The sequence below is a fragment of the Streptomyces clavuligerus genome (assembly GCF_005519465.1).
Classification (GTDB): domain Bacteria; phylum Actinomycetota; class Actinomycetes; order Streptomycetales; family Streptomycetaceae; genus Streptomyces; species Streptomyces clavuligerus.
Genome location: NZ_CP027858.1, coordinates 4,858,812 through 4,873,202, shown reverse-complemented (window position 1 = coordinate 4,873,202; position 14,391 = coordinate 4,858,812). Strand labels below are relative to the sequence as shown.

General features: G+C 67.4%; 13 protein-coding genes and 3 pseudogenes. 11 read left to right on the top strand and 5 right to left on the bottom strand.

Annotation, left to right across the window (positions count from 1 at the left end):
- Window positions 1-39 precede the first annotated feature (39 nt).
- Window positions 40-765: a DedA family protein gene (locus tag CRV15_RS20520; RefSeq protein WP_003960343.1), complete on the top strand. Its 726-nt coding sequence runs from the start codon at window positions 40-42 to the stop codon at window positions 763-765.
- 95 nt (window positions 766-860) lie between these two features.
- Here CRV15_RS20520 and CRV15_RS20515 read toward each other — a convergent pair whose 3' ends face one another.
- From CRV15_RS20515 to CRV15_RS20505, 3 genes are all read right to left on the bottom strand, one after another.
- The gene (locus CRV15_RS20515) at window positions 861-1,103 is read right to left on the bottom strand and encodes a DUF2277 domain-containing protein (protein WP_003954127.1); all 243 of its coding nucleotides are present in this window, start codon (window positions 1,101-1,103) and stop codon (window positions 861-863) included.
- Window positions 1,104-1,202: 99 nt separating this feature from the next.
- Complete coding sequence (locus tag CRV15_RS20510) at window positions 1,203-2,009, bottom strand: DUF3592 domain-containing protein (RefSeq protein ID WP_009996078.1); 807 nt, start codon at window positions 2,007-2,009, stop codon at window positions 1,203-1,205.
- A 337-nt stretch (window positions 2,010-2,346) separates the two neighbouring features.
- Window positions 2,347-2,904 (bottom strand): hypothetical protein, encoded by a 558-nt coding sequence (locus tag CRV15_RS20505; RefSeq protein ID WP_230864106.1) that lies wholly within the window; start codon window positions 2,902-2,904, stop codon window positions 2,347-2,349.
- A gap of 210 nt (window positions 2,905-3,114) precedes the next feature.
- Between CRV15_RS20505 and CRV15_RS20500 the strand changes: the two genes are divergently transcribed.
- Window positions 3,115-3,945 (top strand): nuclease-related domain-containing protein, encoded by an 831-nt coding sequence (locus CRV15_RS20500; protein WP_009996079.1) that lies wholly within the window; start codon window positions 3,115-3,117, stop codon window positions 3,943-3,945.
- Between the two features lie 40 nt (window positions 3,946-3,985).
- On the opposite strand, the gene CRV15_RS20495 is transcribed toward CRV15_RS20500, so the two are convergent.
- Both CRV15_RS20495 and CRV15_RS20490 read right to left on the bottom strand, forming a co-directional pair.
- Window positions 3,986-4,570: an HD domain-containing protein gene (locus CRV15_RS20495; RefSeq protein ID WP_003954123.1), complete on the bottom strand. Its 585-nt coding sequence runs from the start codon at window positions 4,568-4,570 to the stop codon at window positions 3,986-3,988.
- A gap of 12 nt (window positions 4,571-4,582) precedes the next feature.
- On the bottom strand, window positions 4,583-5,701 hold the full coding sequence (locus tag CRV15_RS20490) for a helix-turn-helix domain-containing protein (protein WP_003954122.1): 1,119 nt from the start codon (window positions 5,699-5,701) through the stop codon (window positions 4,583-4,585).
- Between CRV15_RS20490 and CRV15_RS38030 the strand changes: the two are divergent.
- The 9 genes and pseudogenes from CRV15_RS38030 to CRV15_RS37710 form a co-directional block, all read left to right on the top strand.
- A pseudogene (locus CRV15_RS38030) lies at window positions 5,653-6,033 on the top strand (hypothetical protein); the annotation flags it as partial. The gene CRV15_RS20490 and the pseudogene CRV15_RS38030 overlap by 49 nt on opposite strands.
- A 132-nt stretch (window positions 6,034-6,165) precedes the next feature.
- Window positions 6,166-6,363, top strand: a complete 198-nt coding sequence (locus CRV15_RS36790) for a hypothetical protein (protein WP_003954120.1) — start codon at window positions 6,166-6,168, stop codon at window positions 6,361-6,363.
- A 335-nt stretch (window positions 6,364-6,698) separates the two neighbouring features.
- Complete coding sequence (locus tag CRV15_RS20480) at window positions 6,699-7,496, top strand: phosphotransferase (protein WP_003960348.1); 798 nt, start codon at window positions 6,699-6,701, stop codon at window positions 7,494-7,496.
- Window positions 7,497-8,380: 884 nt separating this feature from the next.
- Window positions 8,381-9,784 carry an RNA-directed DNA polymerase gene (locus CRV15_RS20475; protein ID WP_162925194.1) on the top strand — a complete coding sequence of 468 codons (1,404 nt, stop codon included), beginning with the start codon at window positions 8,381-8,383 and terminating at the stop codon, window positions 9,782-9,784.
- Complete coding sequence (locus CRV15_RS20470) at window positions 9,733-10,587, top strand: SMODS-associated NUDIX domain-containing protein (RefSeq protein ID WP_306584025.1); 855 nt, start codon at window positions 9,733-9,735, stop codon at window positions 10,585-10,587. Before CRV15_RS20475 ends, CRV15_RS20470 begins: the two co-directional genes overlap by 52 nt.
- Window positions 10,588-10,966: 379 nt before the next feature.
- Window positions 10,967-11,806, top strand: coding sequence for a helix-turn-helix domain-containing protein (locus CRV15_RS20465; protein WP_174391374.1), 840 nt, complete (start codon window positions 10,967-10,969; stop codon window positions 11,804-11,806).
- A 93-nt stretch (window positions 11,807-11,899) separates the two neighbouring features.
- Window positions 11,900-12,244 (top strand): ATP-binding protein, encoded by a 345-nt coding sequence (locus CRV15_RS20460; protein ID WP_003954112.1) that lies wholly within the window; start codon window positions 11,900-11,902, stop codon window positions 12,242-12,244.
- Window positions 12,245-12,469: 225 nt separating this feature from the next.
- A pseudogene (locus CRV15_RS20455) lies at window positions 12,470-13,320 on the top strand (sigma factor-like helix-turn-helix DNA-binding protein).
- Window positions 13,321-14,087: 767 nt separating this feature from the next.
- A pseudogene (locus CRV15_RS37710) lies at window positions 14,088-14,330 on the top strand (tyrosine-type recombinase/integrase); the annotation flags it as partial.
- Window positions 14,331-14,391: the final 61 nt, after the last annotated feature.

The following is a 14,391-nucleotide window of genomic DNA, read 5'->3' as shown; positions in this document are numbered from 1 at the left end:
TGACGTCGCGGCAAAGCCACGAAACGGGGAGAAACAAAGGTGCTGGAGACTCTGGGGTCGCTGACCAGCAGCCCCTGGATCTATGCGGTGGTCGCCGTCTCCGTACTGCTCGACGTCTTTCTGCCGGTGCTGCCCAGCGGCGTTCTGGTGATCACCGCTGCCACCGCGGCGGCGGCCGGGACGGCCACGGCCGGAACGGTGGCGGTCGCGGGCGCGGCGGGCAAGGTGCCGGTGGCGCAGGAAGTGCCGTCGCTGCTGATCCTGGTCCTGTGCGCGGCGACCGCGTCGGTCGTCGGCGATCTCGTGGCCTACCGGCTGGCACGGCGCGGCGGGGACCGGTTCGACCGCGCCATCGCGCGCTCGCGCAGACTCACCCGCGCCCAGGCCAAGCTGGGGACGACCCTCAGCCGGGGCGGTGGCGCGCTGGTGGTGATCGCCCGTTTCGCACCGGCCGGGCGCTCGGTGGTCTCCCTGGGGGCGGGCGCCGCCCATCGCACGGTACGGGAGTTCCTGCCGTGGTCCGCCGTGGCCGGTGTGGTCTGGGCCTGTTACAGCGTGGGGCTCGGCTACTTCGGCGGCCAGTGGCTCGGCGCGAGCTGGACGGGCGCGGCGGTGTCGGTGCTGGCGCTGTTCGCCGCGGGGGCGCTGGCCGCGTATGTGATGCGCCGCCGCCAGGTGCCCGCGGGCGCCGCGTCCGTGCCCGGTCAGCCGGTGTCCCCGGCGGGGTCCGCGGGAGCGCCCCGCCCGGCCTGCGCCGACGCCTGACGTTCGCCCGGCGCCCGCTCGTCGGGCCCGGCGCTCATTCCGTGGGCCCGACGGTCATCCGGCAGGGCCCAGCGCTCATTCGGTGAGGGTGACGCTCATTCCGCGGGGGTGACCGAGGCGGCCCGGTGGGCGCCCCGTACCTCCAGACCGTCGAGGAGCCGACGGGTCGCCTCGGCGATGTCGTCCACGGCCCGGTCGAAGACCTCGCGGTTGTGCGCGGCGGGCGCGCGGAAACCGGACACCTTGCGGACGTACTGGAGCGCGGCGGCCCGGATGTCGTCCTCGGTGGCCTCTTCGGGGAGGACGGGCGGGCGGAGCGTCTTGATGCTGCGGCACATGTGTTCAGTGTGCCTCCGGGGACGGGGGCGGTTCCAGGCCCTCCGTGATACCCGGGGCGTCCGAGGGGGACGCCGGGTACCGGGCACCCGGTGCCGGGCTCAGTGGATCACCAGTCCGCCCACGTCGAGGGCTTCGGCCATGTCCCGTTCCCCGAGCCGGCCGGGGTCGGCGAGCACCACCGCGATCACGGTGTCCGCTCCGGACGCGGCGGGGTCGTACCAGACGACCGCCCGGTCACCGGGGCGCGGCAGCTCGGTCCGGGGGAAGAGCGCGGTCTTGGTGACGGAGCGGGGCGACCCCGTCTCGTCGATGAACCGCACCACGAAGTGGGCGCGCGGCCGGTCCCGGGTCACCATGCCGGTCTCCCGTGCCTCGATGACCACGCCCTTGGTACGGCGTCCCGTGGTGACGACGGCCCGTGCCCGCGCGACGCGGAGCCGTTCGGCCCGCTCGTAGCGGAGGCTCGCCAGGACCCGCAGGGCGACGAGGATCAGCAGGGTGAGGGGCAGCCAGTACTGCGAGGTCCAGGCGAGCCAGGCGCCCATGCCCCAGGCGTCGCCCCGCCCGCCGCTCTCGTCCGTCAGATACCCCAGGTGGGGCGGGGTCTCCCAGAGGACGCGGGCGCCGAGGAGGAACCCCGCCGCGAGCCCCGCGTTCACGAGCGCCGAGGACAGCGCGGACTGGAGGTTGAGCCCGAGCCGGTCGATGAGCCCCGCGCGCAGCGCGACGCCGAGCAGCGAACCGGCGATCAGGACGGCGACGAGGCACCAGAGCAGCCAGGGCGGCGACTGCGGAGGGCCGGTGCCACCGGCGGGGCACAGCTCGGCGACACGGGGCCGGGCCAGGGCGGCGATCCCGGCACCGAGCAGTGTCCAGATTCCGCCGTACACGACCAGCCCGATCACGGTACGGGCGCCCGGTCGGCGCCCGTGACCGCTCCGGGCCGGTCGCTGCCGACTTCGGCCGGCGGCTGGATCGACCGTGGACATCGGCACCCCCCACACGGAGAACGGGTTGGGAAACACCCGCACTGTAAGCAGCGTCGGTGCCGGGCGATAGCCCTGTCACAGGCCGTTTCCGCCAAACCGGCCGCCGGGGCGGCGCCGGCGCGGGGGCCGGTCCGGCGGCCGGCCGGAGCCCCGGCGGGCCCGGACGGGGGTCGCGACGGGCCCGGACGGGCCGGTGCGACCCGTCGGGACCTGCCCTGATCCATCCGGCTCCAGGGGGGCTACCAGGGGTCGGTCACTGCGCCCAGCGGGTCACATAGGCGACCTCGCAGGTGACCGTCCCCTCGACGGCCTGCTGGCCGCGCACGGAGTGGTCGGCGGACTGCCCCTGGTCCACACCGTCGACCTTGGCGACGCCCTTGGTGACGCTCTTGCCCTCCTCGTCCACGAAGACGACGTCGACGGCGTAGTTGCTGGTGGAACTGGAGTTGTTGGTGATGTTCACAACGGCGGTGGGGATCTTGGTCGACTCGTCGACCGAACAGCCCTTGAGCGTCGCGTCCTTCTTCGCGGGACGGCCCGGCTCCGTGGTCGTCTCGGTCACGGTGGTGGGTTCGGAGTCGCCGGAGTCCATCACGTACACCACCAGACCCCCGGCTATCGCGAGTCCGGCTATGACGCTGAGCGTGACGATCAGACCGCCGCGGGACTTCTTCCGCGGCGGCTGTGGGGGCGGCGGCGCGGCGGGGAAGACCGGGGGCTGCTGCCCCGTGCTCCAGTCGTCGGCCTGCTGGGCCCAGTGGGCGTGGGGAGGCCGCTGACCCGGCGAAGGCTGGGGAGATGAGTCGTACACGGGACCGTCCAGGATGCGCACAGTTAAGGGAGCGTCACCCTAGGGCAGATTAGGGAGATATATGAGATGGTCATCCGAACTGTTACCAAATGGCCTATACCACTTGGCCAACTCCCCTGATCAGAAAGGGAGTTCACGGAACGTACTCTTGTGGGCCTTCCTCCCGACTGCTGCTATAGCAATGGATTCGTTATGCCCGGAGGGGGTGCGGTGGAGGGTTTGAGGGTCACCTCGTGGAAGCGGTTCGGGCACGACCGGCTCTATGTGGACCTGCCGGACGGCACCTCCGTGGGCTGGGCGGACCGCCGCTCGGGCGATGTCGTCTGTCTGCGGCCCAGCTATCGGGACGCCGTTCTCGACGCGATCGCCCGGCACACGCCGACGGCTGCGCCCCCGTCGGTGCCCCGGTCCTCGCCCCGCCGGGAGCTGCCGCCCCTCACCCCGGAGAACGACCTCGCCCGCCGCCGCCCGGGCGCCACCCTCCACGACCGCCTCACCCGCCGCGCCCCGGGCCCCCTGGCCCACGCCCGCCTCCGCCTCTCCCGCCGCCCCTCCCCCCGGGCCCTGGCGGCGGAGCGCCGCGTGGGCGCGGAGCTGCACCGGCTGGGCCGCTACGGCTGGCGCGTGCTGCACTCGGTGCCGCTGCCGCGCGAGCCGGACATCGCGCATCTGCTGATCGGCCCGGGCGGGGTCTTCACCGTCACCACGAAGCACCACCCGGGCCAAGCGGTCCATGTCACCCCCACGACAGCCACCATCGGCCAGGGCCCACCCCGCCCCTACCCCCTCACCAGCCTCACGGAGTCCACCCGCGCCCGCACCACGCTGGAACACTTCTGCGCCTTCCCCGTTTCCGTGCACCCGGTCCTGGTCTTCGTCGCCGCGTCCGCCGTCGACGTGGCTCCGGCGCAGCGGGCCGTGCGGGTGTACCAGGACCGGCAGGTGTCCGGGCTGGGGTCGCTGACGGGGGTGCTGACACCGGCGCAGGTGGAGGAGGTCTACAGAGTGGCGAGGGACCGGCGGGCGTGGCTGGGGGTGTGACCGGCGGCAGCCGGCCGATGGGCCGGGGCGGCCGGACGGATCAGCCGCGCCGCGTGCCCATGGCCGCGTGCAGCCAGTCGAGCGGGGCCTGCGCCAGGAGTTGGTCGGCGAGCGCCCGGCCGGAGACGGTGACGATCCGGGCCCGGCTGTTGTCGACCCATCGCCGGGCGGCCTCGTACCCCTGCGCCGTGTACTCCAACCCTTGAAGCATGCACTCCAGCTTGTCCGCGTCCCGCGCGCAGACGGCCTCGGGGGTCTCGCGCGCCTCGTACTCGGCGACGACCGCACGGATCGCGGATCGCAGGATCTCGGGCATACCGGCCGTCTGATCCGCTGTCACCGCGACGGGGTCGCCCGGAGCCGCGTACTTCTTCCCCAGATGGTTCACATCGCCCGTCCGCGTCTCCTGCGAGTCGTGCCACACCGCCAGGTGCGCGGCCCGCGCGGCGTCGGCGCCCTCCAGGGTGGCGATGACCGAGGCGATGACGGACGTGCGCCACGCGTGCTCCGCGACACTCTCGGGGTCACGGACACCCGCCATCCACCAGCCCGTGCGCCGGGCCGCCTTCAATGTCCCCGCCTCCCAGAGGAAGTGGGCCACGTCCGCCAGGTCCTGGTCACTCACGGGTGTCCCCTTTCACGCCTCGGCGAGGCGGATCGCGTAGCGGATACCATCCAGCTCCCGCCGGGCCTGTGGCAGGAGCCGAGGCTCATCCAACAGCACCGGCAGCCGCTCCCGCAGGGTCCGACCGGCCGCCGACCGCGCGTGCAGCAGGTTCGGTCGGGCGGCGAACAGCATCCAGAGGGTGTGGACGTTGAGGTCGAAGAAGCCGTGGCACGGGACGAGTCCGCGAATCAGGTGGGCCATGAGCCGGTCGCCGTGCCAAGGCCCGGGCGCCTCGCCGATGAAGTCGTCCGAAAGTTGCACGTGTGAGGACTCACCGATCCAGTACGCCCAGTAGTTCAAGTTCGCCGTTTCGGCCCGGTCACCGTCGCCCAGGGTGTGGCTGATGAAGTGGACCATGCGGTCCCGGTCTCCTTGGCGCGCGGCCACGGCGGCGACGGAACGGGAGTTGAGCCATCGGGTCAGCCAGTCATCCGGACGCTCGGTCCCCTGCTGGTGTGCCAGCCACCTGGAGGTGTCGGTGCCCTCATCGAATCCGGCGAGGTAGAGAGCTTGCCTACCCAGCAGGAAGTCACGGCACCCCTGCGTTCGCTCGGCGGTCTCCCGCATACGGCCGAAGAAGCGGCGCCGCTCGGCCGTGGGCAGTTCCGGCACCATGGGCACCGGCCCACGACGCGGCCGGGAAGGCGCCGGAAGATCACGTACCGAACTGGGCGGGACTCCAGTGAAGGGCCAGGTCAGGAACTCTACGAGGTCGCGTTGCAGGACCCAGGCGCCGAGCGGGTCGACCCCTGGGGCCGGTCTGTCCTCCAGCGCGCCGGCCAGCACGATGTCGGCTTCCATCGCGCGTCCGAGAGCGGCCAGCAGAGCGGGTGCTGTACCCATCCGCAGAAGCCGATGTCGGTGCACCAGCGTCTGCCCCACCGGCAGGGAAGTCAGCGGTCGGCGTCCGGTCTCCCACCCTGCGACTGTGTCCGGCGCCACCCCGAACCGCTCGGCGAGGCTGTCCTGTGTGTGCCCCACCTGCTCGCGTATGACACGGAAGACATAGCCCGAGATGATGCCCGCGCGACCTCGGCCGGATGTTCCCTGACCACCGGTCGGGGTTCTTCCGTTCACCTGCTTGCCCATGGCGTCCCCTTGTCCGCTCACAGCGGGCAGTCACCCGTACTCACGGTCACTCCAAGCGGATGTCACACCCGCCTACCGTCATGGGTGACAACCTGGCCACTCAGCGTAGTGGGACTGATGTCGCCATAACCACTCATCGAAAGATGCCCGAGTGTGCTCGGGTACCTCTCGCTGCCCTTTCACATCACCGAGGACCGATGATGAGAACGAATAGTCAGGCTGCTGTGCTCAGGCCCGTAGAAGGTGCACCCGCAGCCCGACTGGTCCAGTGCACCGAGTGCGAGGAGCGGTCGCCGCTCGGGCCACCCTTGGCGGAGTTCGCTGCCTGGGTTCTCGGTCATGCGGCGGCCACCGGGCACCACAGCTTCCAGCAGGTCACCACCGAGCCGCTGTACACGGGTGCCACCAGTCCGGCTGAGCCCGCCGTTACACGGTGATCCACCAGCCCTCCATGGAGATTGACGGTGCACCAACCACCGAGCAGACACTCGGATTTCAACCCCTTGGAATTCGGCCCCTGCGCCTGTCCCCGCCCCGATTGCCGACTGAAGAAAAAGGCTCCCGTCGACGGCCTCGGCCTCCCCGCACGGCGTCGAACAGGGCAGCGAGCCACCGAAAGCGACTCGTGCGAAATCGAAAAGTATCCACCGTTGGCGTGGTGATGATGTTGTCGTTGTGGGTCATATCCCTGGGAGTCATCGCCTCGGGCATCGCCCACGAGTTGGAAACTCTCCACCTCTCGGCATAACGAACGGCCGCCTCAATCTCCCTCCGGCCACAGCACCACGGCTGAGGCCACGCCGATCCGCTGGACCATGAGAGGAGGTGACGACCATGGATTCCCCGACCCCGCGCAGCGACGATTGCGACCACGACTGGGTGGGCTGGAGCGGCAAGATCCGGTGCCGCAAGTGCGGCGCCACGCAGCAGTGACAGACCGACGAGCCGAGGTCGCCCCTGCCACGGGGCGGCCCCGGGCCGAGCAGGCGAGGACGGTATGAGCAAACGTGTGGAGTGGGCGGATCTGCCTGCCGGGGTACGGGCCGCGGTGGAGGGCCGGACGGGCCCCGTCACGGACACCACCACCGTCGCGGAGGGGCTGAACTGTCGACTCGCGGCGGTGATCCGTACCGAAAGGCATGGCCGGCTCTTCCTGAAGGGCGTCCGCGACACCGACATCGCGGAGGCCGCCGCGCTCCAGTGGGAGCTGGCGCTGGGGCCCGTCGTCGGCGGAATCGCGCCCGTCGTCCGGCACAGTGTCCGGGCCGACGGCTGGGCCCTGCTCGTCTTCGACCACATCGACGGTCGGCACGCCGACCTCGCCCCCGGCACCGGCGACCTGCCCTCGATCGCCCGCGCACTCACCCGGATGACCCGGCTCCGCACTCCGGCGCACCTCACCGTCCCCGCCTTCACCGACGGCTACGGCGAACACCTCACACCTGGCGACGCGGAACTCCTCGCGGGAGACACCCTCCTGCACACCGACACCAACCCGCACAACATCCTGATCGGCCACGCAGACGGCGACGCCCACGTCATCGACTGGGCCATGCCCGCCACCGGCCCCGCCTGGATCGACGCCGCGTACACCGCCGTGCGGCTCATGGAGTGCGAGCAGCCCCCCGACGACGCGCTCGCCTGGCTCACCGCCGTACCCGCCTGGCGACGCGCCGACCCCCGCGCGGTCGAGAGCTTCGTGAACGTGGTGTCCCGCCACTGGACCGCCCGCGTCGGACACCGGGGCGCCGAGCCCAGCAACAGCCGCTTCCGGTGGCTGCTCCAAGCACGCTGAACACGCCACTCCGGCGGCGCCCCCGACACGTCAAAGGCCCCCCGTCATGATCGGCGGGGGCCTTTGTGCTGGTGGGCGCGGACGGTTTCGAACCGCCGACATCTGCTTTGTAAGTTCGATCACGACGCCGCACCCCATGTCCGCCTGGAGGTTCGGCGGCTGTGCAAAGTCGCTCGCGGATGGGGCTGTCCCCCACCGTTGATGTCAGCCATAGATGTCAGGACCAGAGGAGTTTGGATACGGACAGACCTCTAGCGGATCGTCCTCTCGGTCCGCCCACCTCCACCAGACGTGCCGATCGGGACACCGCCACAGCGCCTGGCAGGTTCGCGCGCCGTCGTCCTCCCGCCCAGACAGGACAAGGCCGCCGGCCTTCATCGTCTGGGCACAGTCGGGGCACGTCGGCGGGGCTGCGGGCATGCGGTGAACATACCTTGACCTGATCGTTTACGACGTGAGATTGGGAATCAGCGACTCCCAGCCGCAGTGGGCGTTGAACAGCGGCAAACAGGTGCCAGGGGGTCCCGGTCACTCCAAGGCCCTGAGAGCCACTGAGGTTCAGGGACGGTTGCTGTGGTTGCGGTAGGGAGCTGCTGCAAGGGGTGGCGGCGGTCCAGTCCCGCGCCTCGGGCTTCGTCCGGTTACCCATGCCCTGGCTGCCTTCAGTGCTGAGGTTCAGGGCACCCAACTCGACACTGGCTACGCAGGATCCAGCCCGGAGGATCGCAAGCACCAGAAAGACTCCAGACGGAACTTGCGGCGGCTACCCTAGGTAGCCACAGAATAGCACCGGGGCATAGGGGGTGACGGGGGTGAGTCAATCGTTCTTCAGGTATCTCGAAATGGCCCGAGGCCGTCTATTTAGCGGTAGAGGCCAGTCAGAAGTGCCAGACATCATAAACTTTGCCGACATAAATTCATCCTGGGTTGACATACAGGCAGGGATAGTCACATCAATAAGAAGTGGCCACGTCGGCCCAGACTATGTCGAGATCCTAAACATTCCGAAGAATTCGGTGGCTGTTCGCCCCATAGCCCGCCTATCAGTGCAAGACCGCCTAGTATATGACACGCTTGTTTTCTCAATCGCCAATCTAATCGATTCTGAACTGCATGAGAGCGTTTACAGTGCGCGCTGGAGCAAGAAAGGAAAAAGCTTCTGGAGCCCCGTAAACTCGTGGGTATCTATGCAAAAGCGTGGAGTTGCGATCATCAACACCGCCCCTTTTCAGTTGGCTCGCACCGACATCACTTCCTTCTACGAGCATATAGATGTGAGCACCCTCGGGATCGACATCGAGTCCGTCGGGGCTGACCGATACATCGTCGAGCGACTCATTACGTACCTCCGAATGTTCCAAACTTCCAGTCACGCATGGGGAATACCCCAAGGCCCCGACGCCTCAGCGATTCTCGCAAATCTCTACCTCCTCCCCGTCGATGAGTTTATTCGTCGATCCGGAATGCACTATCTGCGCTACTCAGACGACATGATGCTCTTCGATACAGAAAGTGAAACACTGAGAGACGCACTTCTCGAAATCAACTCAATACTCCGCTCCCGGCGCTTGTCGATGTCCTCAACCAAGACTGGGATATACAATCACAGCCAATCCCTATCTCAGCTCGAAGACCTGGAAAAGGATGCAATAAATTACAGCATCAAGATCAGGGAATCCGGGGCAACGGAGAGGCTATACAAGCTATTTACGGAATCCACCGAGGAACCCCAAAGGGATCGCGATGTGAAGTTTTCTTTGTTCAGAATGGGGCGACTGAAGGACGATCGAGCAATTCATTGGGTGATTCGAAATCTCAAAGACAGCCACCACTTGGCCAGCAACCTTCTTCACTACCTGGAGTGCTTCCCGGAGCGCTACACAGCCGTCGGGCGGTCCTACGAATCAACCATGCGCATGGCCGCCGGCCACAAGTATGACCACCTAGAACAGCGAGTATTGCAGGCCGCCACCCGACAAAAAATATCCTCGAAAGAGATTCGCGATCTCGCTTGGGATATTCTAAACAATAAGAATAAGTCAAACTTGCCCAGAGAGTTTGCCGCTAGGTATCTGGGGAGGGTTAGCACAGTCGCCGATGGGCAACTGCTGCGCAGAGAGTTTGAAGACGAGTCAAATACCAACGTGCGACGCGCATTGCTAGTTGCCATGTATGAGGCTAGGTCTATCTCGAGACCCCTCCTCAAGAGTCTCGCCAATTCCGACTCTCAACTCTCATGGGTAAGCAGGTATCTCCTCACGGATCCACTCATCCCACTTCCACGATAGGGGCAACATCAGTGTCTCGGCTTTTTGCCTACCTAATCTTGATGCTCACCGCAGGAACCACGAGTTTCTTCATAGGAAATCCAGTAGCCGTCAACATGACGGCGGGGCTCAGCGTCGGGCTACTCATACCACTCATTGACGAATTCGCGCAGAACCGAAGCCAAATTCGACACATTTGGTACTCGATCCGTTACAGGAGAAAGGCAATAAGGGTTTCAACGTCTTACCTTTTCCGCATAACCATAGACGGAAAGTACCTGCTCATTCGTGGATCCCGATATGCGCAGCAGTTTCAGCCCGTTGGAGGGGTGCATAAAGTTTCCCCTCAGGGGAGTAGCGCCCTCTCTGCCATGGGTGTGACCAATGACGATCTAATCCCCGTCGACCCTGCCAGTTATGGAGATATCCGAGTCCGCGTACCGGGCAACATGATCGCTAGATTTTTTCGATGGTTCGAATCCAGAGAAGGTCGCGAAGACTCTCCTTGGAGGGAATTTCAGGAAGAGTTGATAGCCACGGGTCTCGTGTCAAGTGAAAACTTTCCACACATAATGCACAATTATCTCCGCAGAGAAGTCGATCCAATCCGATACAGCGAGTATGCGGACTCTCTCGAGATTCTCGTTGCCGATATCTATGAACTGATCCCTAACCGGGATCAGGAAAATGAACTACGTCAACTAGCAGCCTCGGGGCATCCCGACCTAGCTTGGGTTTCTGGTCAGCAGATTCGACGACGCGGCGCTATTCCTGGGGAGCCCCAAACTATCGAAATCGCGGCTCACGCTCGCCGAGTCCTGTAGAGCGTAGGTCGGTGGAACGGCTTTGGCCGGTGGCCTGTCTGGTTTGGGATCGAGCATGATCAGGGGGCCGTCGCGCTCCCCGCCAACTCGAGCAGGCTGTGATCTTGCCCGGAATTTGAACGAGTGGCCCCCTGGTCTTGCTTGACGCGGGCCCCGGACCGGGGAGGTGGCTAGAGCCGTGGAGCCGACCGCCCCGGCCACAGAGGGTTTCTCCCCGCTCCGGCATGCTGCCGCTCCGCGCGGCTGGCGGCGCCGGGCCGCGCGCGGCGATGCGGAGCGAGGCGCCTTGAACCAGTAGGGAAAGTTTGAATCACGCCTCATGGCGCCTGGGTGGCTGGTCGGGCGGGTGCTCGTGGCGGCGTGGTGTAGAACCCTGGGTATGGGGAGTGAGCGGCAGAAGAGGCTGACGGCGCTGGGAGTGCGCCTTCGGGAGCTGCGTGCTGCGGCCGGACTGACCGGTGCCGCGCTGGCGCAGCGAGCCGGGGTTGGACAGCCGACCGTGTCCAAGATCGAGAACGGGCGCATGGTCCCCAGCGTCGATGTCCTCGACCGTCTCTCCGGCGCCCTCGACCTGGACGCTCCGACCCGTGCCGAAGTGCGTGAGCTGCTGGCCGCTGTGGAGGCTGCGCCCGGCTCCGGACGGGACTCGGTCCCTGGGTCGGATCTGGACGAGATGATCCGGGGCGCTCGGCTCGTCCGCTCGTTCCAGTGCGTGGTTCTGCCCGCCATGCTCCAGACCGCCGAGTACGCCCGGCATGTCTTCGAGAGTCGGCCCGGGGTGGACCCCGAAGCCGTCGGCCGCGCCGTCGCCGCCCGGGTCGAGCGTCAGAGCGTGATCTACGAACGGGGGCGGGAGTCCGTCTTCGTCATGACGGAGGGTGCTCTCCGTACCTGGCCGGGAACGCCCGCGCTGATGCTGGCCCAGTTCGACCGGCTGCTGGCTGTCGAGAGTCTGAGCACGGTACGGCTCGGTGTGATCCCCTGGCGGCACCGGGTTCCGCTTCTTCCCCGCCACGGGTTCACCCTGTGCGACCGGCGAGCCGTGGTGGTGGAGGAGTTCAGGGAGGAACGTGTCCTGGAAAGCCAGGATGACCTCGCCTTCTATGAGGATCACTTCGCCCGGTTCGAGGATGCCGCTGTCTTCGGGGCGGAAGCGCGTGAGCTTGCACTCCGGCTGATGGACGAGTTCCGCAATCTGACAGGAACCACCACTCCTTAGAGGAATAATTCCTCTTGATGCCTAGCTTGCCCTTAGATGCAGGCATACCCTGTCGGCCTGTGGTGTCTAGACCTCTAGACGGGGAGTCTTCTTGTGTCCACCAAGTGGTCCCGCGCTTTCCCTGGCCTTCTTGAGCAGGTGCCCGAAGCGCGTTACTTCGTCGCCGCGCTGCTCCAGGGGTGGAGTGGTGTCGATGACGCCCAGCTCGTCGTCGGCGAGCTCGCCGCCAACGCCGTGAAGCACACACGCAGCGGTGCGCCCGGCGGCTCGTTCCACGTCACCGTGGTCTTCAGGGACGGGCGGGTGCGTGTCGTCGTCGCCGACCAGGGCGGCGGGGGCGGCCCCCGGTCTGCGCCGTCGGCAACCAGGACGAGGGCAGCCGGGGGCTCCTCCTCGTGGAGCGGTATTCCAAGGAGTGGGGCGCCTCCGTGTCCATGAACGGGAACGGGAACTGGGTGCGAGCCGACTTCGTCTGGGACGAAACGTGACTGCACCACCTGTCGGACCGTGCGGCCACCCAGGTCCAGGCAGCGGCGAGTGAGCCCAAGGGGCGTCCCCCGCAGACGAGCGGGATTCTTCGTTGTGAATGCTCGATCTGGTCTTCGCCTCTCACCCCTACCGTCTAGAGCCCTAGGCTCCTGGGTGAAACGGAGAGGCGGGCTGATGTCTGACGAGATGCGGCGGATCGCGGCAATCGACGACCCCTATCTACTGCTGCGCGAAGTCACCAACCGGCTCGCCCTCGCTCAGCAGGAGGTGACGGAACTCGCCCGGCTGCGCCGACGCGTCGTCCAGGATCTCCACGCCCAGGGGCTGTCGTACGCCCAGATCGCCGATAAGGCGGGACTCAGCCGTGGACGCATCCATCAGATCCGGCACACCGGACCGGCCCCCGAGGGTGCGCTCTCGGGACAGGTGCGGTCGTCATCGCGACGCCTCTCCGGCGGGCGGAGGACCGAGGACGCACGGTGGTCGCCGTCGACGACGTCAGCTCGGGCAAACGCCTGGAGAACCTGGCCCGGTCCTACAGCCTCGATGTCACGTCCGAGCACGTACCGGTGGGCGGGGACATCGACCTGGACCGTGACGGTCTGATCGTCGTCTGCGGTCCGGGCATGTCCGAGACCATAAGGCACCTGTACGCCCAGGACCCGGTACTGAACTGGGAGCTCGGGGCCGACGAGACGTGGACCATCAGCGACCGGCGTACCGGTGTTGTGCACCGGTCCGGCAGGGACGGCGACCCGACTCGTCCGCACGATGTGGGCTACCTCGCCCGCCTCCCCCGCCCGGACGGCAGGGGCTCGCTCCTGGCCATCGGCGGCATCTACACACAGGGTTCGCTCGGTGTCGTGCACCTGCTCGCCTCCGGCCTCGGAGCCCTGTGGGGGCAGGTCGGCACCGGGAAGTTCTCCACCCTCGTGGGAGTCGAGTACGACCCCGAGACCAGCGAACCGAAGTCCGTCGAACTCCTCTGTCCCCTCTACCGGCACGAGGAAGACGCTCCGGCGTGAACGTGACCCTCGCGTCCTGACCCTCGCGTCCTGACCCTCGACCGTCGGCGAAGAGAACGAGGACTTCGCGACGGCGGGGACCGGCGCGGCCGTCCTGCTCGACGGAGCCGGGGCCGCGGGCGCCTCGACGGGCTGCTCACACGGGGTCGCCTGGTTCTCCTCGACGTTGGGCGCGCTCCTGCTCCGTCAGGTCGTCGCCCGCCCTGACGCACCGCTCGCCGACTGCTTGGGGCTCTTTGGCCGAGGTCCGTTCGCTCCACTCCGGCACGTGTGACCTGGGCCATCCCGCGAGTCCGACCAGTACGGTCGTCGCCATCCGCGTCCGTGACGAAGCGGTCGAGTATCTGGCGCTCGGCGATTCGACGGTGGTCCTGGCCGAACGGGACCGGGGGTGCACAGCCGTCACGGACAGGCGCCTCGACGACGCGGGCCGCGAACTGCGCCGGTCCATGGATGAGCTGCCGACCGGATCGGCCGAACACGCCGCTGCCCTCGCCCAGTACCGGGCGGCGCTGACGAATCTGCGCAACCGGCCGGGCGGCTTCTGGATCGCGGGCTCCGACCCTGAAGCGGCCCGACACGCGCTCACCGGTGCGGTACCGCTCGCCTCGCTCGCCTCCGTGACCCTGCTGAGCGATGGGGCGTCGCGCCTGGTCGACCGCTTCGCCCTCGCCACCTGGGCGGATCTGGTCTCCCTCCTCAACTCGTCCGGCCCCGACGCGCTGATCCGCCGCGTCCAGGAAACGGAATCCCAAGACCCCGCGGGCAAACGCTGGCCACGGGTCGCAAGGAACGCCGACCTCCGCGTCATCCGGCTGCACGACGCCCGGCACGGTACGGCGACGCTGCTGACCGCGGCCGGGGTTCCGCCCCGGGTCGTGATGGAGATCCTTGGCCACAGCCAGATCGCTGTCACGATGAATGTCTACGCCCATGTCGTGCAGGAGACTCAGCGTGAGGCCGTGAGTCACATGGACCGGCTGCTCAGAAGGCGTCCCGCCCGGGAGTGATCCTGGGCGTTGATGTCAGAAGTGGATGTCAAAGGCCCCCCGCCATGATCGGCGGGGGGCC